The sequence below is a fragment of the Psychrobium sp. 1_MG-2023 genome, assembly GCF_030689115.1.
GTDB lineage: Bacteria > Pseudomonadota > Gammaproteobacteria > Enterobacterales > Psychrobiaceae > Psychrobium.
Genome location: NZ_JAUYVJ010000004.1, coordinates 108,652 through 129,538, shown reverse-complemented (window position 1 = coordinate 129,538; position 20,887 = coordinate 108,652). Strand labels below are relative to the sequence as shown.

The 20,887-nt window shown below is 41.4% G+C and carries 12 protein-coding genes; 8 read left to right on the top strand and 4 right to left on the bottom strand.

The genetic code is table 11. The annotated features are described in order from the left end of the window. Window positions 1–14: 14 nt before the first annotated feature. Entirely contained in the window at window positions 15–779 is a 765-nt protein-coding gene (locus tag Q8W26_RS03480; protein ID WP_101214111.1) for a hypothetical protein, read from the top strand. Window positions 780–1,205: 426 nt separating this feature from the next. On the opposite strand, the gene topA is transcribed toward Q8W26_RS03480, so the two are convergent. Together topA and Q8W26_RS03470 are read right to left on the bottom strand one after the other, a co-directional pair. Next, window positions 1,206–3,860: a type I DNA topoisomerase gene (gene topA / locus Q8W26_RS03475; RefSeq protein ID WP_101214110.1), complete on the bottom strand. Its 2,655-nt coding sequence runs from the start codon at window positions 3,858–3,860 to the stop codon at window positions 1,206–1,208. A 189-nt stretch (window positions 3,861–4,049) separates the two neighbouring features. After that, on the bottom strand, window positions 4,050–7,574 hold the full coding sequence (locus Q8W26_RS03470; protein WP_101214109.1) for a hypothetical protein: 3,525 nt from the start codon (window positions 7,572–7,574) through the stop codon (window positions 4,050–4,052). 222 nt (window positions 7,575–7,796) lie between these two features. Here Q8W26_RS03470 and Q8W26_RS03465 point away from each other — a divergent pair, with 222 nt between their 5' ends. Beyond that, window positions 7,797–9,086, top strand: coding sequence for a dicarboxylate/amino acid:cation symporter (locus Q8W26_RS03465; RefSeq protein ID WP_101214108.1), 1,290 nt, complete (start codon window positions 7,797–7,799; stop codon window positions 9,084–9,086). Window positions 9,087–9,207: 121 nt separating this feature from the next. Here Q8W26_RS03465 and sohB read toward each other — a convergent pair whose 3' ends face one another. Further along, window positions 9,208–10,218, bottom strand: a complete 1,011-nt coding sequence (gene sohB, locus Q8W26_RS03460) for a protease SohB (RefSeq protein ID WP_101214107.1) — start codon at window positions 10,216–10,218, stop codon at window positions 9,208–9,210. Window positions 10,219–10,479: 261 nt separating this feature from the next. Between sohB and Q8W26_RS03455 the strand changes: the two genes are divergently transcribed. From Q8W26_RS03455 to Q8W26_RS03430, 6 genes are all read left to right on the top strand, one after another. Then, window positions 10,480–12,993, top strand: a complete 2,514-nt coding sequence (locus Q8W26_RS03455) for an RND family transporter (protein ID WP_305472291.1) — start codon at window positions 10,480–10,482, stop codon at window positions 12,991–12,993. Between the two features lie 21 nt (window positions 12,994–13,014). Continuing rightward, window positions 13,015–13,824: an outer membrane lipoprotein-sorting protein gene (locus Q8W26_RS03450; protein WP_101214105.1), complete on the top strand. Its 810-nt coding sequence runs from the start codon at window positions 13,015–13,017 to the stop codon at window positions 13,822–13,824. A gap of 2 nt (window positions 13,825–13,826) precedes the next feature. Beyond that, window positions 13,827–15,110 (top strand): hypothetical protein, encoded by a 1,284-nt coding sequence (locus Q8W26_RS03445; protein ID WP_101214104.1) that lies wholly within the window; start codon window positions 13,827–13,829, stop codon window positions 15,108–15,110. 13 nt (window positions 15,111–15,123) lie between these two features. Then, entirely contained in the window at window positions 15,124–15,324 is a 201-nt protein-coding gene (locus Q8W26_RS03440; protein WP_101214103.1) for a DUF2892 domain-containing protein, read from the top strand. Between the two features lie 12 nt (window positions 15,325–15,336). Beyond that, a complete protein-coding gene (locus Q8W26_RS03435; RefSeq protein ID WP_101214102.1) occupies window positions 15,337–15,723 on the top strand; it encodes a rhodanese-like domain-containing protein in 387 nt (128 codons plus the stop codon). A gap of 152 nt (window positions 15,724–15,875) precedes the next feature. Continuing rightward, window positions 15,876–17,117: a glycosyltransferase family 4 protein gene (locus tag Q8W26_RS03430; RefSeq protein WP_101214101.1), complete on the top strand. Its 1,242-nt coding sequence runs from the start codon at window positions 15,876–15,878 to the stop codon at window positions 17,115–17,117. Window positions 17,118–17,175: 58 nt separating this feature from the next. On the opposite strand, the gene Q8W26_RS03425 is transcribed toward Q8W26_RS03430, so the two are convergent. Then, window positions 17,176–20,766, bottom strand: a complete 3,591-nt coding sequence (locus Q8W26_RS03425; RefSeq protein WP_101214100.1) for a hydantoinase B/oxoprolinase family protein — start codon at window positions 20,764–20,766, stop codon at window positions 17,176–17,178. Between the last annotated feature and the right edge of the window lie 121 nt (window positions 20,767–20,887).

Sequence of the window (20,887 nt, the reverse complement as noted above, 5' to 3'; positions counted from 1 at the left end):
TCGGAAGTTTATTGATGTCATTATTTATCATTATCGGGATCGCGGTCTTAGTCATTTTGTTGATCGTAGTTACCGTTATGCAACAACAACGCAAAAAACAGGATTCAGAAAAACGGATAGAGGTTGCACGGTTAACATTAGTTATCGATGAAACGGAAGATTTGTTATCTCGTGTCGTCAACATACCAGTGACTAAAGGGTTAATGATCATTCTTCATAATAGGATTCTTGAGACTATTAAATCGGTGCAGCAAATTACCAATGATCGAAACCTAGCGATACAAATTAATGATCGTCAAACACTCATTGAGTCAATCGGGAAAACATTTCAGTCTAAAGGCCTCGAATCATTTCGATTACCTAATGATGACCGTGAAGTACTTCAAATGGTACAGTTGATTAAAAAACTCAAAGGCGTTGTAAATTCAGAGCATAAACGTGGACGAATTAACCCTGAAGTGTTTACTAATGAGATCAAACGAGCTGATTTAATGCAAATTCGCATCAATATCAATTCGATTATTAAACGAGCAAAAATCGCAATGGATGCCAAACAATCAGGTTCAGCTCGGACATACCTAGATAAAGCAATCAAAACGTTGAAAGCGATAAATAGCGATGGCGACAGTTTTGTTAAAGAAAAACTCGATGAAGCCATGGCACTAATGCAGCAACTAGATCAAGTTAAAATTGAGCGCGATGAACGCCAACGAGAAGAGCAAGAAGAAAAATCGAGTACGGATTTAGACGCTTTATTCCAACCGAAGAAAAAGTGGTAATGGCTTAGTTTAGCGCCTTGTCAACGCTGTTATCCTTATATTAAATCCTTTATCGATCTACAGGCACTGTAACAAGAACAACACAGTGCCTTATTTAAATTAACTTAGTCGTTATCTCCTGCCATGCCTCTGTAATAAGATGCTATAGCTTCATTTGACTTATCATTTTGAACCCTACGTTTGCCATCTTTCTATTAAGTAAACTTCTAATAATAGCTGACAAGTGCCTTAGCGAGATGGTTGTCGACACTTTGGCTCTGTAATAGCGATAAATCTGTGGCCTAATCCGTTGATTCAAAGACTTTTAATTAGCCAATTGTGTATCAGATCATCAGTGATAGTTACGCTATAACAAATCAATGATGACGACAATAAATAAAAAAGCCGCTAAATGCGGCTTTATAGAGTTAAAATACTAGTGGCTAACTAAGCTTTCTTAGCTTTTTTAGGAGTACGCTTCTGTTTTTGGTGCTCTACCCATTTACCGTTTTCATAATGAGCGGTCCAGCCAGTTGCTTTCTTCTCGATTTCAGTCATCACATACTGTTCTTTATTCTTACGACTGTAGCGAACAATGGCTAGGTTCCCTTCAGGATCTTGTTGCGGTGCGTCAGCTAAATAATAGAATTTAGGTGAAATTCGCTCTCTAAAGCGATGAAGCTCCGCAACTTGTGGCGCACGAGTCTCGCGAGCCTTAGGGAAGGTATGAGCCGCTAAGAAAATACCCGAAGCACCGTCACGTAGTACAAAGTATGCCTCACTCTTTTCACACTCTAGTTCAGGCAGGTGAACAGGGTCTTCTTTTGGCGGCGCTACTTCACCACTTTTGAGTAACTTACGTGTATTCTTACACTCATCGACATTAGTACAGGCAAAGTACTTACCGAAACGACCATTCTTAAGCTCCATGTCATGGCTACAGCGATCACATTCGATAATAGGGCCATCATAACCTTTAATCTTGAAGGTGCCCTGTTCGATTTCGTTCCCTTCACACGCTGGGTTATTACCACATACATGTAGCTTACGAGTTTCATCAACTAAGTAAGAGTCCATCGCGGTATCACATACCTTACAACGGCGTTTTTGCATAAGAGCCTGTGTTTCGGCTTCTTCATCAACTGCAACAACATCGTCACCAGACGTTAGATTGATAGTCGTCTTACAGCGTTCTTTTGGTGGTAGGTCATAACCGGAACAACCTAAGAAAACGCCAGTAGTCCCCGTACGAATACCCATTTTCCGTTCGCACGTTGGGCATTCAATGTTTGTTAAAACCATTTGATTAGGGCGCATACCACCCTCATCAGGTTCTAAATTAGCTTGGTCGAGTTGCTTTGTAAAACCTTCATAAAAGTTATTTAATGAATCTTTCCAGTCCATCTTACCGTTCGCAATGGCATCGAGTTCTTGTTCCATTTGTGCGGTAAAATCATAAGACAACAATTCGTTAAAATTCTCATCCAAACGATCAGTAACAATCTCTCCCATTTTTTCAGCAAAGAATCGACGGTTTTCGACACGAGCATAACCTCGGTCTTGGATAGTAGAAATAATTGATGCATACGTTGACGGACGACCAATACCACGCTTCTCTAATTCTTTAACTAACGACGCTTCATTGAAACGCGGGGTTGGTTTAGTAAAGTGTTGTTTCGGGTCGAGCTGTTCAAGATTAAGTTCATTACCTACATCGATTGCAGGAAGAACCGCTTCTTCTTCACTCTTACGTTTCACTGCGGTTTGTACCTTAGTCCAACCATCAAAACGAATAGTACGACCTGTCGCTTTTAGCTCGTAGTCTCCTGCCTGTACTTTCAATGTGGTGACATCGTATTGAGCAGGTGTCATTTGACAAGCAACAAACTGACGCCAAATCAACTCATAAAGACGTTCGGCATCTCGCTCCATTTTATTGAGTGACGTTGATGTTCTTGAAACATCACTTGGACGGATAGCTTCATGCGCTTCCTGCGCACCATCTTTACTACCGTAGCGGTTTGGGCTCTCTGGTAAATATTTCTTACCGTATTCATTTTCAATATGATCGCGTACCGACGCGACTGCATCTGCACTTAAATTAGTTGAGTCTGTACGCATATAGGTAATATAACCTGCTTCATACAAACGCTGAGCCATCATCATGGTCTTCTTTACACCAAAGCCTAAACGCGTACTAGCTGCTTGCTGAAGTGTAGAAGTAATAAAAGGAGCACTTGGTTTAGATTTCGTTGGCTTATCTTCACGAGATAGCACTTTAAAGACTGCTTTTTCTAATGCAGCAACCGCGATGTCAGAATCTTTCTGATTGACAGGTTTGAACGCTTTGCCTAATTGCTTAGTAACTTTCATTAACAGTTGCGACTTATCAACCGTTAGCAACTGTGCATGCAGATCCCAATATTCTTCAGGATTAAACGCTTTAATTTCTCGTTCACGCTCAACAACCAATTTAACGGCAACCGATTGAACACGACCCGCAGAAAGGCCTCTGGCGACCTTTTTCCACAATAGTGGAGAAACCATATAGCCAACAACACGATCGAGGAAACGTCGTGCTTGCTGAGCGTTTACGCCATCAATGTTTAACTCTGTTGGTTGCTCAAAAGCATCTGTGATCGCATTTTTGGTGATCTCATTGAAAACAACGCGTTTGAAACGCTCGTCATCACCACCAATAACTTCTCGTAAATGCCAAGCAATCGCTTCCCCTTCTCTATCCAAATCCGACGCTAGATAGACGTGGTCAGCTTTCTCAGCCAAGCTTTTAAGTTCGTTAACGACCTTTTCTTTACCTGGGAGAACTTCATAGTGAGCATCCCAACCACCTTCAGGATCGATACCCATTCGGTTTATTAACTGCTGCTTATCACGAGCAGCTTTATAAATAGCTTTAGCTTCAGGTTCCATCTTACGAACTTCAGCTGGGGTCTTGGTAAATTTATTTTTCTTAACGGCACCAGAAGTTGGCAAGTCACGAATATGTCCCACCGATGATTTAACGATGAAATCTTTACCTAAATATTTATTGATAGTTTTCGCTTTGGCTGGCGACTCCACTATCACTAATGATCTTCCCATAGATTTATATTGTCCGTATGGATTAGCGTTGTACTAGTAATTTTTCAATTTATAGAGCGTAACAAGGAACATTTCAAGACGTTAAGCAAAATAAACTCAATAAAACTAAGATTTTTTACTATTTACTGCTTTTTTGAACGAGAATTATACAAAAATAAAAACGGCGCCTTGAAGGCGCCGTTGGTCGATTTAATCAATCAAACTAACCGAGGCGGTTGAAACAGCGCCACTTGGCACAGTAACAGCAACCACTAATATTCCTGAATCAGACTCATCATCTGCTTTAACTGTCGCAGAGCATCCAGCGATAGCGAATGCACTTGAATTAGCAACGATGCAAGAGTTAGGGCCTACAATCTCACCATTACCAGCAGTAAACTCAATCGTTGTTCCTACTGGTAATAAGCCATTATGTAAATCACTAACATAAGCAATGACAGTTTTTGAACTAGTCGAGATATCAACAGTATTGAAATAATTCCCAGGCACTTTTCTATCTAAACCCGCTTCAATCATGCCAATATTTGCACCAGTTCCTGCTTGCAAGATAGTGATATTTTTAGAGATAGTAACTAACTCTTTTGAACATAACCCACTATCATTATCCTCATCACTACACAGCACACCGTTGTAGATACCGTTTTCTTTGTCAAACTGTTGGTTAATATTAAAATCGATAAACTCTTCATTATCACCCCCAGGCTCAAAACATTCATTGCTTGGAGAATTATAACAGGCCCCGGTCGTTGGGCTTGAACGGTCCGGAGAAGCATCAGAAGCACCAGTTATCACTGAACCATCAGCAAGGCGACCACCAAATAGGCTATCTTCATTATCATCACGAAACGCTTCAGTTAAGTCTGTAAACGCTTCACCATCATCAAAACGACCATTACCATTTGAATCCGCAAATGACTCTTCACCAATTACGTGGGCAAAGATAGTAACGCGGTTACCATAGACCTGCCCTAAACCACCAAATCGATTGCTATAGGCATTATCGTTGCTCTTTGTATTGTTATAAAAACACGGTAAACCAGCCAGACTTAAACCAGTAGCCGTTCCTGAACTGTCATAACAAGTTGCAGAACCTAAAATACGTGTGATTGCTAATGGATCACGATAGTCCGGCGATGGACGTTTTGGTGACTGACTTTTCCATTTGACTGAACAGACACCATTTTCAGTTGAACAAGTCGGATCGATTGCCCCATACTCGGTAGTAAAGTTAATTGTTGTACCATCAGGTACTGGGTTATTAAAGTGATCGGCCAGACGCGCTGTTACATCCACTTCGACCCCGTCAATGGTCCATGCTTCAGGATTTAGCTCAGAAGCTGACAGACTTAAACTATTGTAATCAGCAACCCCTGTTGAGATAGACAATTCACCGGAAATAGTAGAAATAATCGGTTGAGCATTAAGCTTAGCAATTACACGTACCGGTGTTGCAACATTACCCGCTTGCACCACAACATCAACATCTCCGTTCGAGTCTGTTTTCGCTTGTGATGGCGCACTAGGTAGCATAGTAATACCACCGACCGAGGTAGTTAATTCGAAATCCACTAATGCATCAGCGACAGGATTACCAATCTCATCGCGAACAGTAAATGTTACCCTAGACGTCTCACTACGCCCAGCACCACCTGTCCCACGTAACGCAATTGTTGTTGGTGTTGCTGATTTAAATTGAATACTACTTAACCCTGCTGCCGCAACAGTTAAATCAGCACTTTGCGATAGTAATGTTTGACCAATTGTCGTTGTAACAAAAATTGTATCTGTATCACCACAGCCATTATCTTTGTAAGTTGAAATTGCAACACCATTTATCGTTGCAACATCAGTATCTAGTTCTGCTTTACCTTGTTGTGCACAGATAGAAGTAAATTGTACATCAACCGATTGCGCAAGAGGTGTAATCACACCATCAATTCCTGTTTCATTAATGGTTGCTGCAACTGTCGCAGTGCCATTTGCACTGATACTTGATGGCGTTAACGCGATAGCATCCATCGTCACATTAACGGCTGAAACAGAAACAGAGAAATCGAGCGCTGAAGACAAATTATTAATCACAGCAGTAGCAGTACCTGCTCCTTGATTCGCGCCAGCAAACAATACAACAGAGGCAATACCGTCACTATTGGTTAACGCAGTTGTTGTCTTTAATTCACCTATTTCATCGGCTAATGAGAAAATCACTTTAACACCAGCGGAAGGCTCTCCACTTTGCGTTAGCGTTGCTTGTAATGTTGCTGGGTTTGCACTACTAACATTAAGTGTTGCGTTACCATCTTGATCAATTAGACCTAACTTCAAGTCAATCGGACTAATCGCAACAGGGTTGGTGACTGAGAAATCTAATGATGCAGAAGTTGACCCGACTGACGCAAATATTGTACCGGCGCCAGAGACATCACCAGCAAATAACTTTATTGAGGCGATACCTTGCGTATTAGTTAAAGCGTTAAAGACTAATATTTGTCCAACATTATCTGCTAAGGCAAAAGTGACCTTTTTTGTTGGAACAACTTCCCCGTTAACACTGTACGTCGCTCTCACATTAACGGGATTACTGCCATCAACATTGGTAACGACATTGTTTACATCATCAAGTAACACAATATCGATCTGACTTGGACTCACCACCACTGGGTTTGATACAGAGAAGTCTAATGACGAGCTCGCCTCACCCACCGTTGCAATAACAGTACCCGCGCCCGCATTTGGACCAGCAAATAAATCAACCGTCGCCACACCACTGCTGTCAGTTAACGCTGTGGTTACTGTTAATAGACCGACATTATCAAGTAACGCGAAGGTCATTTTAGCCCCAGCAACAGCCACGCCATCTTCTAGATAAGTCGCGGTTAAGTTCACGGCCTCAGCGCCATCAACATTGGTCACTGTCGCACCCGATGTTTTATTCACTAACGCTAACGTTAATTGTGTTGGGCTCACCACTACAGGGTTTGATACCGAGAAGTCTAATGTTGCAGTCGTTTCATTGATTGTTGCGCTAACTGTTCCGGCACCAGCGTTAAGACCAGCGAATAGATCAACCTGTGCAACACCATTACTGTCTGTTAATGCCGTGGTCACTGTTAATGAACCAACGTTATCCAATAAACTAAAGCTTACTTTCGTTCCTGTTACAGGTTGATCATTGTCTAAAAACGTCGCTGTTAAACTGACCGCCTCTTTGCCATCAACATTGGTTACTACCGCACCTGTCGTTTTGTCCTGTAAAGACAAAGTTAGTTTTAATGGACTAACAACAACGGAATCAGGATTAGAGGTAGAGAAATCTAGGGAAGTTGAAACATCATCAGCTGTTGCAGTCACCGTACCGGCTCCTGCAGTTTGTCCTGCATATAATTTTACTGTAGCGACTCCACTACTATCAGTTAATGCACTGGTAATGAGTAACTCACCTATTTCATCAGTCAGTTGCAAATTAACTTTCTTACCCTGTACTGGTTCATCATTTAAAGTAGCAGAGACCACTATGTTACCTGGTGATTGACCATCAACATTACTAATGGTATTGCCACTATCATCAACCAGAGCAATAGATAACACAACAGCAGAAGGGTTTGGATCCGTACCACCGCCGCCAGAACCATCGGAAAGTTCGTTACCACTTCCACAAGCCATGAGGAACAGACACGAAATAAAGATATAAAAATATTGATACGACTGACGCATTGGGCATTCTCCCTGCCAAAATTAATGCATTAAAACTATATTAAGTCTTGATGTTAGATAATTTAAACACAAGATGCAAAAGATCTTATCGAAATTTCAACACATTATTTTAAACTCCTGATGATTTTGATAAGATTTAGCATTCTAAATAGTACAAATTTTTAATATAAAGATTTTGTGCCAACCCCACATGAACATTAAAAACAATAATTAAGGAAATTCATGAGTGATAAAAAGCCAATGAGCCTAACCATGCGTATCGTCATCGGTATGCTGCTCGGCATTGTAATCGGCGCCCTAATTCAATTTACCCTAGCAGACAACGCTTTTGTAAAAGAGTATATCGTTGAAGGCCTATTTTTGGTCGGTGGTAAGATCTTTGTAAACAGTTTGAAAATGCTCGTAGTTCCACTAGTTTTTATTTCACTTATATGTGGTACGTGCTCATTATCCGATCCAAGTAAGCTCGGTCGCTTAGGGGGAAAGTCTATTTTACTTTACCTAAGCACCACGGCTATAGCGATCACACTAGCCATTTCGCTAGCCCTGGTTGTTTCACCCGGTGTTACCGACGGTGAACCGTTAACTTCAGAAGCAACATTTGACGCGAAACAAGCCCCTTCACTATCTCAGGTGTTAATTAATATTGTGCCAAGCAACCCAATCGAAGCAATGGCACAGGGTAACATGCTGCAAATTATCTTATTTGCCTTACTTCTTGGGGTAGCAATCTCTCTTTCTGGTGAAAGTGGTAAACGTGTGGCTAGCCTTTTTAATGACCTGAACGAAGTTGTAATGAAGCTTGTGGTCATTTTAATGAACTTAGCTCCTTACGGTGTCTTTTTCTTAATGGCTAAATTATTTAGTGAAGTGTCTGTAACCACTATATTTAGTCTAGGTAAGTACTTTTTAGTCGTTTTATTTGCCTTAGGAATACATGCTTTAATTACATATCCTCTGTTACTTAAACTACTGACGGGTTTAAACCCTGTCACTTTTATTAAAAAGATGCGTGATGCAGCGCTTTTTGCTTTTAGTACTGCCAGCTCTAACGCAACAATCCCTGTCACGCTGGAAACAGCAACTCAAAAACTAGGGGTTAATAACAATGTGGCATCATTTACCGTTCCATTAGGCGCAACGATTAATATGGATGGCACCGCTATTATGCAAGGTGTGGCCACGGTATTTATTGCCCAAGTATTTGGCGTTGAGCTTGGCATAACCGACTACCTAATGGTTATCTTAACGGCCACTTTAGCATCGGTTGGTACTGCAGGTGTTCCTGGTGTTGGCTTAATAATGTTAGCAATGGTTCTACAGCAGGTCGGTCTCCCAGTTGAAGGTATCGCGTTGATTATTGGTGTTGATCGCTTATTAGACATGACACGTACAGCGGTGAACGTGACAGGTGATAGTATGGTGACATTAATCGTCGGTAAATCAGAGAAAGAAGTTGATGTCGACACTTTCAATAACCCAGCTGCAGGTAAGACTACAGAGACTCTCTAACTAACCCTAAATCCAATAAAAAACCGCACCATGGTAGTCATGGTGCGGTTTTTTTATAACTCGACGTTTACGTAATCAGTGCCTTTTATTTAAATTTAAGGCCGTTAACGTTTCTTTAGCATCAAAAACTACGCCATTGGCTTAATCGCTGCCAAACGTTATATAAACTACTCTCAAGTGATACGGAGGCTGCTTTACCTAGCTTTTCAGATAATGTTTTTGGTAAAACATATTTAATTTGATATACATTCTTTTCTTTAGCCCGTGCCAATAAGTAATCATCACTGGTCGATAGCTCATCGATTAGGCCAAGGCCAATAGCCTGCTCACCAAACCAAGTTTCTCCTGTTGCCACCTTATCGATATCTAGCTGTGGGCGATTTCGATTAACATGTTGCTTAAATAGGCCGTGAACATCATCTATTTCACTTTGAAACTTCTCTCTGTCCTGGTCCGTATTTTCACCAAACATTGTTAACGTGCGTTTATACTCGCCCGCAGTCACTTGTTCAAAGTCTATATCATTTTTCTTCAAAACTTTATTAAAGTTAGGTATTTGAGCGATAACACCAATCGAACCGATAATTGAAAATGGTGCAGCGACAATGCGATTAGCGATACAAGCCATCATATAGCCACCACTTGCTGCTACTTTATCGACCGTAACCGTTAACGGGATCTCTCGCTGTGTTATACGTAGTAACTGACTCGCCGCTAAACCATAGCCATGAACGACCCCTCCTGGGCTTTCTAAACGTAATAGTACCTCATCATTTTTTGTCGCCACTTGAACAATGGCGGTTATCTCACGGCGTAATGAGTCCACCTGATGGGCGTCCATACTCCCTTTAAAGTCAATCACGTAAGTATTCCCTTGCAACACTTGGCCTGATTTTTTTTGCTTTTTTTGTTCTTTAGTAAAGGCTTTATAGTCATCCTTATTCATGATTTCACTACGCAACATGTCACTAGACTGTGTTAATCCTTCACTCAAATTTATGATTTCAAGGGTGCCAGTTTCGCTTTTTCCTTTGCTCGCTGCAGCTATGACCGCTACTACCACGATAATAATCGCTACAACGATGGTTACAATCTCTGCTAAAAACAAGCCGTACTGATATAAAAATTCCAAAATTTATCCTATTAGTATCAAATGAAATATCAAAAACTTAATTCTAGCAAGTTGATAATTTTTTACATCAATTTGTCACACTTTAGTACGGCCACTTGAATATTCGTTTAATTCGATATACAATACATACATTAGAAATTACTAATATAGCGTTTTCGAGAGAGTCCGCTATATAACTATTGAGCCGTCATGATCAAAAGCCATCTGTTACAACCTTTACTTAATGCGTCACTTAATTTCCCTGTAAGGCTTTACCTTATAGTGTCTATTATAGTTATTGCACTACTTTCGCAAATACCACGAATGACCATCGATACAGATCCTGAAAATATGCTCAGTAAAGATGACCCAGCTCGTCTCTATCATCAACAGATCAAACAGCAATTTTTATTACATGACGCAATGGTCCTCGGCGTGGTCCATCATGAGAGTATTTTCAATATTGAGAGTTTAACCATCATTAACTCACTAACAGATTTTATCGTTAGTCTGGATGATGTGGTTGCCAACGAAGTTATTGCTCCGACTACGGTCGATAATATCACCAACCAAGGCCAAGGAACCTTGGCCTTTTCTTGGCTAATGGCACAGGTCCCGAATACCGAGCAAGAGGCTGTTGCTATTGGGGCTGCAATTCAACGATTACCGCTACTCAATAATACCTTGGTGTCAGGCGATAAACACGCCATCGCTATTTATGTGCCGCTAGTTAACAAAACCGTCAGTTATGAGGTTGCCGAGCAAATCCGTAGCTTTATTGATACTCTGCCACAAAGCCACAATTACTACATCACTGGCTTACCAATCGCTGAAGATCAATTTGGCAGTGAAATGTTTGTACAAATGGCCATTAGCGCACCGCTTGCAGGCTTAATGATATTTGTGATTATGTGGTGGTTCTTTAGGCAGGTTAAACTCGTCATGGGGGCAATGATTGTTGCAATGGCAACGGTTGTCATTACCATGGGACTGCTAGTGACATTCGGCTATTCTGTTCATATTCTATCATCAATGATTGCGATTTTTTTAATGCCAATCGCTGTCGTCGACTCGATACATATTCTGTCTGCTTTTAATGACAAGCTCAAGCAATCACACAAAGCCGCAATCAATCAGCAACAAATTAAACAGCTTATTCGTGAGGTCATCGATGAGTTGTTTGAACCTATGCTATTTACGACATGTACATCAGCGATTGGTTTTTTATCATTAATGTTAACGCCCATCCCCCCAGTACAGATATTTGGTGCATTTGTGGGTTTCGGGATCTTTGCCGCTTTTATATTAACCATGACTGTATTACCCGCCTATTTATCAAGAATTCCAATAGCAACAATTGAGCAGGTCATTAGCTGTAAGCACCGTACGAATAAACTCGATCACGTGTTAGTCAAAATGCCCCAATTGACTACCCGCAATACTAAATCCATTTTAGCGATATTTATTGTCATCGCGATTATTAGTGTTATCGGGATTGAACGCATTTCTATTAATGATAACCCTGTTCGCTGGTTCAAATCAGACCATGAGGTAAGCATTGCGGATCGTACATTAAACAAACATTTCTCAGGAACTTACAATGCCTATTTAATCTTAGATATTGAACAGTCAGTTCACACTAAGGCGACATATGCATCATCGATAGACCTATTAAATGTAGCATTAGATAAAGCACAACAACGAGCACATAACTTATCACTGAGCCTACCAAAAATTAATCAAGACTTATTATTAGCTCAACAGTCAATCCCCCATATCCTTACCCAATGGAGCGATGATGTTGAGCAAATGCTATTTGACCTTGACTTGACTACTCAACAGCAAGAATTCCTTGAACAAGTAACCGAAGAATTGACGCATCAATTTACAAAAGATGACTTACATTTTTATCAACCTCAACTGCTATCACGTATTGAGCTACTCATGGAGCACCTCCGTTTACAGCCGCAAGTTGGAAAGGTCAATGGCCTTACTGACATTATTAAAACTGTCAATAGGGAATTAATTAGTGGCGATGACGCTGACTTTACCATGCCAATTTCTAGCGATGGCGTTGCACAAGTACTCATGCAATACCAGTCATCTCACCGACCACAGGATCTTAGCCATTTTGTTACACCAGATAAACGCTCCACCTTGTTATGGTTACAATTAAGCAGTGGCGATAATCAAACCATGGAACAAGTACTCCAGGCTACCAACAATTATCTTAGCCAATCTCCCCTACCTAATGGGGTCAGTGTTAATTGGGCAGGTAAAGCTTATATTAACTATATTTGGCAGCAGCAAATGGTGGCAGGCATGCTTGAATCACTTATCAGTGCATTCGTCATAGTGTTTATTATGATGGTGCTGTTATTTCGATCTTTTAGCTATGGTGTGCTCGCTATGCTGCCACTAACACTGACTATTGCAGCAATTTACGGTGTAATTGGTTGGACTGGTAAAGATTATGATATGCCAATTGCTGTATTATCTTCATTGACCCTTGGCCTATCCGTTGACTTTGCGATCCACTTTATTGAGCGCTTTCGTTCATTAAGGAAGCAAGGGCAGACAATAGCCGCTGCAATTGAGGCAATGTACCAAGAACCAGCTCGGGCGATTTCACGTAATGCGAGTGTGATTGCGCTCGGGTTCACGCCGTTATTATTTGCACCATTAGTGCCATACGTCACTGTCGGTGCCTTTCTAGCAAGCATTATGGTGTTATCAGCCATAGCGACACTCATATTGCTACCAACACTAATCAAGACACTCAACCTTAACCACTAAGCGAATAGTGAGGATAATGTAATGCCAACATTCATAAAAAAAATTTTAGTCATCACTATACCATTAGCGTTAGCAATTGGCATATTCGGGAAAGTAGCCGCTGCGCAGACACTGACAGTCGAACAAATTATCGAAAAAGCCAACCATGCTGCTTTTTATCAAGGGAAGGATGCCAAAGCTCAAGTTAGAATGAAAATTGTCGATGCACAAAGTCGAAACCAAACACGCTTATTTTCTATTATTCGTCAGAATGTTGCTCAAAGCCAGGATCAACACTTTCTTATTCGCTTTAGCAAACCAAATGACGTCAAAGGCATGATGTTTCGTGTTGCTAAGCATGTATCTGCTGATGATGACCGTTGGTTATTCTTACCAGCCTTAGATTTGGTTAAACGAATTGCAGCAAGTGATAAACGAACGAGCTTCATCGGCTCTCATTTTTTCTATGAAGACATATCTGGCAGAAATATAGCCTTAGATAACTTTGAAATTATCGATTCAACATCGACAGCCTACATCATTAAAGCAAGTCCGAAAGAGCCTGATTTAGTTGAATTTGACCACTATCAAATCACCATTGCCAAAGATACATTTGTGCCAACCATGATTGAATATACTAATAAACAACACAAACTATATCGACGTATTGAGGCGCTAAAAATTCAATATGTCGATGATATTGCCACAGTCACGAGTTCAAAAGTGTCAGACTTACTGACTGGCGGCTACACCCTAATGCAATTTCGACGGATTAGTTACAATAACGATATTCCAAACCATGTTTTTAGCGAACGTAGCTTTAAAGCTCCTCCAACACGTTGGTTGAAATAGCCATGTTTAAATATCTAACATACTCTACCGTTGTACTATTGCTAACTACACTACCTGCCACTGGGTTTTCACAATCACAAGATGAATGGGAAGATGAATGGCAGGAGCAAAGTACTGCATGGCAAACTATTAATGGCTTTGCGCGTTTATACATCACACCTTGGTTGAGTCGTTCTAATACAAAAAAACCGCAGCAACGAGCTCCTTCGGCAGCAATCGTTCGCTCAGAAAGCCATGTCGATTATGACTTTGGCCAGTTAGAAGGCAAGCTCGATGTTAGCTATAACATCAATCGTCAGTCGAGTGATGTTTCTATCAGGCAGTTGACCGCCTCGTTTAACCTCAATGAATTGACGTTTGCCAATGAATCATTCGAACAGTCATGGATAAATCAACACGCCTTGAGCCGAACAGCCATAAAAATTGGCCGCCAACCACTCAGCTGGGGAACTGCGGAGTTGTTGTTTATTAATGATTTATTCAATAAAAACTGGCAGGCAATGTTTTCTGGCCAAACTGATGAATACCTCAAAGACGCTCAAGATAGTATTAAGCTTAACTATTTTGGTGACACATTCAACAGCGACTTTGTTATTTTAAAGAGCAATCGTGGTGACACCTTAACCACAGCGGCCGACTTTCATTTACCATCGCAGCCTAAGGCCATACATCACTCACCACAAACGGAATACGCGGCAAGGTTTTATACCACTCACCAGAAAACTGATTATGCCATTTACTTTAATCATGGTCAGCTCAATACTCCTACAGTGGTGGCTAGAAATGGGATCGCTTTTTACCCTCACTTAAAAGCAATTGGAGCCAGTATTGTTACCCCGTTTAGCGGTGGGTTGTTCAATAGTGAATTGGCCACATACCGTCTTAAAAGCAATCGCAACAACCATCGCTATGAAAACCAGCACAGCAGGTTTTTACTTGGTTATGAGCGTGAGGTAGTCCCCCGTCTGAGTATGGGATTACAAGTCTATATTGAGCATGACAATATTAAGGAATCGACTCAAGTCGAGCTACCACTGTTCGATAGAAAATTGGTCAGCTTACGCATTAACTATTTATCGATTGATAACAGGTGGCAGCATCAAGCTATGATTTTTCATTCTACAAATCATCACGATAGTTACCTCCGTACGGTCACAAGCTACCGATACAATGATAATTTGACCCTTAGTGCTGGTGTTAATGTGATTAATGGCATGAGCAATACATTTTTCGGGCAACTCGCTGAAAATGACAATGCATTTGCCCGCATAACCTACTTTTACTAACAGGAGGTCTCACATGACTTATCAACGTGCCGTATTGGCATTTGCAGGAATGATGGTATTACTTTCACTTGCATTAACCCATTTTTTCAGCCCTTTATTTATGTGGTTCAGTGTGTTTATCGGGCTCAATCTAGTGCAGTACTCAATTACTGGTTTTTGTCCTGCAGCTTGGTTTTTCAAAAAGATAGGGTTAAAATCTGAGTGTAATAAATAATTAAGGCTTACTATGAAAATTTGTTCTTCCCTGCGTTTAGCACTCGTTGTGCTGGGCTTGTTTACAACAACAGCTGCAATAGCCCACGGCGGTAGCGAACATACGCATCAAACACGAGAGCAGCAAGCTTGGACTAAAATTAATCATGGTGCTCTACTGATTGATGTGCGCACAGCCCAAGAATATGCCCAAGGGCATATCAAAGGTGCAATTAATATCCCGTTTGACCAAGCTGTCACGCTGTTTAAACAACTTGAAGTTCGTAAAAACCGCAAAGTTGTCTTATATTGCCGTTCTGGTAACCGTTCTGGAAAAGCCCTTAAAGCGCTAACTAAGCAAGGCTATACTCAGTTACATAACGGTGGTGGTTATCAGTCGTTACTTAAACAACACCACTAGCGAATAAATACATAAACCTTATCGGAGGCTAACTCACTGATAAGGTTTACCCCTCTGGGTATCACCATCGTTTTACCCTCATGTAATTTTCACTGTTCATACTATTCAGTTTAGTTATAATTGGTATTTCTTCAGTTATAAAAAAGTTGTATATGAAGCAAACTCAAGTATTAATTATTGGTTACGTTTGGCCAGAGCCTAACTCATCAGCCGCTGGTACTCGCATGATGGAGCTTATTGAGCTATTTCAGCAACAACAATGGCAGGTCACTTTCGCTAGTCCGGCACAAGATTCTGAGCATATGGCCGATTTGGCATCCCTTCGTGTAAAAAAAGTCAGTATCACCCTAAATGATGAAAGCTTTGATCATTACATTAGCGAGCTTCAGCCAGATATAGTGATGTTTGATCGCTTTATGATGGAAGAGCAATTTGGCTGGCGAGTTGAACAATGCTGTCCTAACGCTCTACGTATTTTAGATACTGAAGACTTGCATAGCCTTCGTGATGCAAGACATACCGCTTTTAAAAAGAGTCGAGAAGTCACTGCACAAGATTTGTCCAGTGATATTGCACTTAGAGAAATAGCCGCGATACAACGTTGTGATTTATCATTAATTATTTCATCATATGAGATGGAGTTGTTACAAAACCACTATAAAGTCGATGGGGCGCTATTACATCACTTACCGTTTATGCTCGATCCGCAACATTTAAAGCGTCCACGCCTTAGTTTCGAACAACGCGTAGACTTCGTTTCCATCGGTAATTTTAGACATGCACCAAACTGGGATGCTGTGCGTTATCTTAAAGAAAGTATTTGGCCGCTGATCCGACAGCAGTTACCACAAGCTAACTTACATATCTATGGCGCTTACCCCCCACCCAAAGCAACAGCACTTCATAACCCAAAACAAGGTTTTCATGTTAAAGGTTGGGCTAAAGATGCCCACGAAGTAATTGGTCAAGCACGAGTTTGCCTTGCTCCTATTCGTTTTGGCGCAGGCATCAAAGGTAAACTTGCCGACTCCATGCTTAATGGTACCCCCTCTGTTACCACTAGTATTGGCAGTGAAGCTATGCATCACAACCTCCCGTGGTCAGGTGCTATTAGTAACGATCCACAAACATTTGCCTATCTTGCCGTTCATTTATACAACAACCTAGACGCTTGGCAGCAAGCGGTAGTCCACGGCGATAGCATTATTTATCAACAATATAATAAAACAACATTGGGCAATAAACTGATCCGAGCTATCAGCCAAACAATTGATTCACTAGAACAACACCGTTTAGCTAATTTCACTGGCATGATGCTCCGCCACCATGCCCATAAGAGTACAAAATACATGGCACAATGGATTGAAGCCAAAAATAAGTTACCGCAACAATAAAAACCTAGGCCATCAGTATTTTAATACTCAATGGCCTTCACTTTTAAACCTTATCTGCTTACTTTCGACCAAAGCCACCTCCGCCCGGCGTTTTTATCATTAGACAATCACCAACGTTCATATTGACTTTGGCACAAGCAGCAATCGTTTTTTGTTGGCCACCGAATGTGACCAAATAATTTTCACCAAGTTGGCCCGGCTGTCCCCCCAGAATACCGACGGGCGCCTCGCTCCGTCGGTTAGATAAAATTGACGCTTCCATTGGCTCTAAAAACTCCAATTCACGTATCACACCATCCCCGCCACAATACTGACCTTGCCCACCACTGCCCTGTCGTCGTTCAAACCTTTTTAGCACTACGGGAAAACGAGACTCTAAGATTTCGGGATCAGTTAAGCGTGAATTAGTCATATGCGTTTGCACTGCGCTTTGACCATTAAACCCGGGGCCTGCCCCACTGCCACCACAAATTGTTTCATAATATTGGTGGTTATCATCACCAAAAGTGAGGTTATTCATTGTTCCTTGCGAGCCTGCCTGTTTACCTAGTGCGGCTAAAAGAACATCAGTGACGACTTGTGAGGTTTCGACATTACCTGCAACAACGGCAGCAGGAAATGATGGATTCAACATCGAGTCATCTTCTACAATGATTTTTATCGGTCGTAAACACCCTGCGTTAAGTGCAATATCTTGCTCCACTAGGGATCTAAATACATACAAAACAGCCGCACGTGTCACAGCATAAGGTGCATTAAAGTTGTCACGTTGTGCTGTACTAGAACCGCTAAAGTCTACGGTAGCCTCTCCGCAGCTCTTATTAATTGATATCGATACATTAACCACACTGCCTTGATCCAACCGATAACTAAATTTGCCGTCATCGAGAGTCTTAATTAATTCACGGACCGTATCCTCCGCATTGTCTTGAACGTGTTGCATATAGGCGTCAACCACATCAAAACTATACTGTGTGATCACTCGGCGCATCTCTGCAATACCTTTATTATTTGCCGCAAGCTGCGCTTTAAGATCAGCAATGTTATGGGCGATATTTCTCGCTGGATATGTTGCGTTACTTAAAGCTTCAATCAAAGCCTGCTCATTAAACTCACCATCATCAACTAATAGAAAGTTTTCAAATAAGATCCCTTCTTGTTCAATATGAGTACTTTGTGCTGGCATAGACCCTGGCGAGATACCACCGATGTCAGCATGGTGGCCACGACTCGCAACAAAAAACAATAGCTGCTGCGGCTGATCTTGATCAAACACAGGTGTAACAACAGTTAAGTCAGGAAGGTGCGTACCACCATGATACGGGCTATTGATTAAAAAACTTTGACCCGATTTCATCTGACCATTCTGTTGAATGATACTCTTAACGCTTTGATCCATTGAACCAAGGTGCACTGGCATATGAGGCGCGTTTGCGATCAGCTCCCCCTGCTTATCGAAGATGGCGCAAGAAAAATCTAAACGCTCCTTAATGTTTACGGATAATGCACTGGCCTGTAATGCTAAGCCCATTTCTTTAGCAATATGCATAAACAGATTATTAAACACTTCAAGCAGCATTGGCTGACATTGGGTATCATAAGCTTGAACATGCTTAGCCCCAGAGTGAACAAGCTTTATCGTTCCATCTTTTAATAACACGGCATCCCAACCGGGCTCTATAATGATGGTAGTTGCCTCATCAACAATCACTGCTGGCCCTTTTAGGTTTAGACCAAGATTTAACTGTGATTTTGCAAAAAATGGCGCGTTGAATTTAACTCCATTGAAATAAACGTTTCGTAGGCCATGTACTGGCGCTAATGATGTAAAACGGCCAGCATGTTCTACGTTGAAGCAAGCGTCATCACATGAGTCAACGGTATAAGCCTCACACTCAATCGCTGAAATGATCAAGGGCTGTTGACTATTTATAAAGCCAAACTGACTCATATGGCGTGTCGCAAATAGTGCTTTCAACTGTTCTAGCTCTGTTACGTTAATAGCTATAGAATTGTCGCTTCCTTGATAACGAATAAGTAGTTTAGCGCTTGATTTTATATGAGAACGCTGAACTTGCTGTGCTTCTAACTCGTTAATCACTTCTGTTGACAGTTGTTTAACGCGCTCCTTTATTTGCTGTAGTGATAAGTTCGCAAGTAATTCCTCGACTGATTCTTGTTGAACACAGCGCACTTGTGCTAATCCCATCCCATACGCCGATAACACACCGGATAACGGATGGATTAGAATACTCTCTAACCCTAAAACTTGCGCGACTAAACATGCATGTTGAGCGCCGGCACCACCAAAACAAGTCATGACAAACGTCGATAAATCATGCCCTTTAGCCACCGAAATTTCTTTGATAGCATTTGCCATATGCTCAATAGCAATCGTTAAGTAATCTTGCGCTAATTGCTCTGCTGATAATTGCTGTGAAGTCACTTGGTTAACGTTGGTTGTCAAATGTAAAAACTTTTCGCGCGTTCGTTCAATATCCAACGGTAATTGACCTGATCCCCCAAAGATGTGCGGAAACAAATCAGGTTGTATTTTTCCTAGTAACACATTGATATCAGTGACTGTTAATGGGCCATCATTGCGATAGCAACAAGGCCCAGGGTAAGCACCCGCAGAATCAGGCCCCACCGTTAGTCGTTTGTGTTCAAAGCCTAATACAGAGCCACCACCCGCTGCTACAGTATGAATTTTCATCATAGGAGCTCGTAGCCTCACGCCAGCAACTTCAGACTCCCAACAACGCTCAAAGCCTGCGTTGTATAATGAGACATCGGTACTAGTGCCGCCCATATCAAAACCAATAACACGCTCATGCCCTAATTGCTTAGCCGTTTCAGCCATCGCAACCACCCCTCCTGCTGGCCCAGACAATACCGCATCTTTCCCTTTAAAGTGCTCGCTATCAACAAGCCCACCACTGCTTTGCATAAACTTCAGTGACACAGAGGTAAACTCACGTTGTGTTTGAGCAATATATCGGTTTAATACGGGTGATAAGTAGGCATCAACAACCGCCGTATCTCCTCGACTGATAAACTTAATCAACTTGGAAATTTGATGGGACGTTGAGATTTGGCTAAAACCTATCGATCGCGCAATTTGCGCGACGCGTTGTTCATTTTCACAGTAGCGATAACCGTGCATAAAGACTATTGCCAAACTTCGAATACCTTGTTGATGCAACGCCTGTAGCTGGCTAGTGACTTCAGCTTCATCCAGCTGGATATACTGACGGCCATCAGCTAAGACACGCTCATTAATCTCAACGACACAATCGTATAACGGTTCAGCCCTTTTAATATCTAACACAAATAAATCACGACGATGCTGATAGCCGATTAATAGGCTATCAGCGTACCCTTTTGTAACGACCAGTGCGGTCGGTTCACCATTTCGCTCAAGTAATGCATTAGTCGCAACAGTCGTGCCAATACGTATTTGCTCTATATCAGAGCCCTGATCAGCATACTTAGCCAGTAACTGCTGAACCCCTGCAACCGTTGCATCTTGATATTGCGTAGGATTATTAGATAGCAGTTTATGACTGACAATCTGCTGTGCTGGAGTTTTCGCGACAATATCAGTAAAAGTACCGCCACGATCAACCCATATTTGCCATTGACCCATTTTACACTCGAGGACTAGTTATCATAGATACAATTTACACGTAAATCACATTTAAACTCAACTAAAAGTTGATGTACAGACCATTAATAATTGGTATAATTTTTTCGGTTCTTTCCTTTCA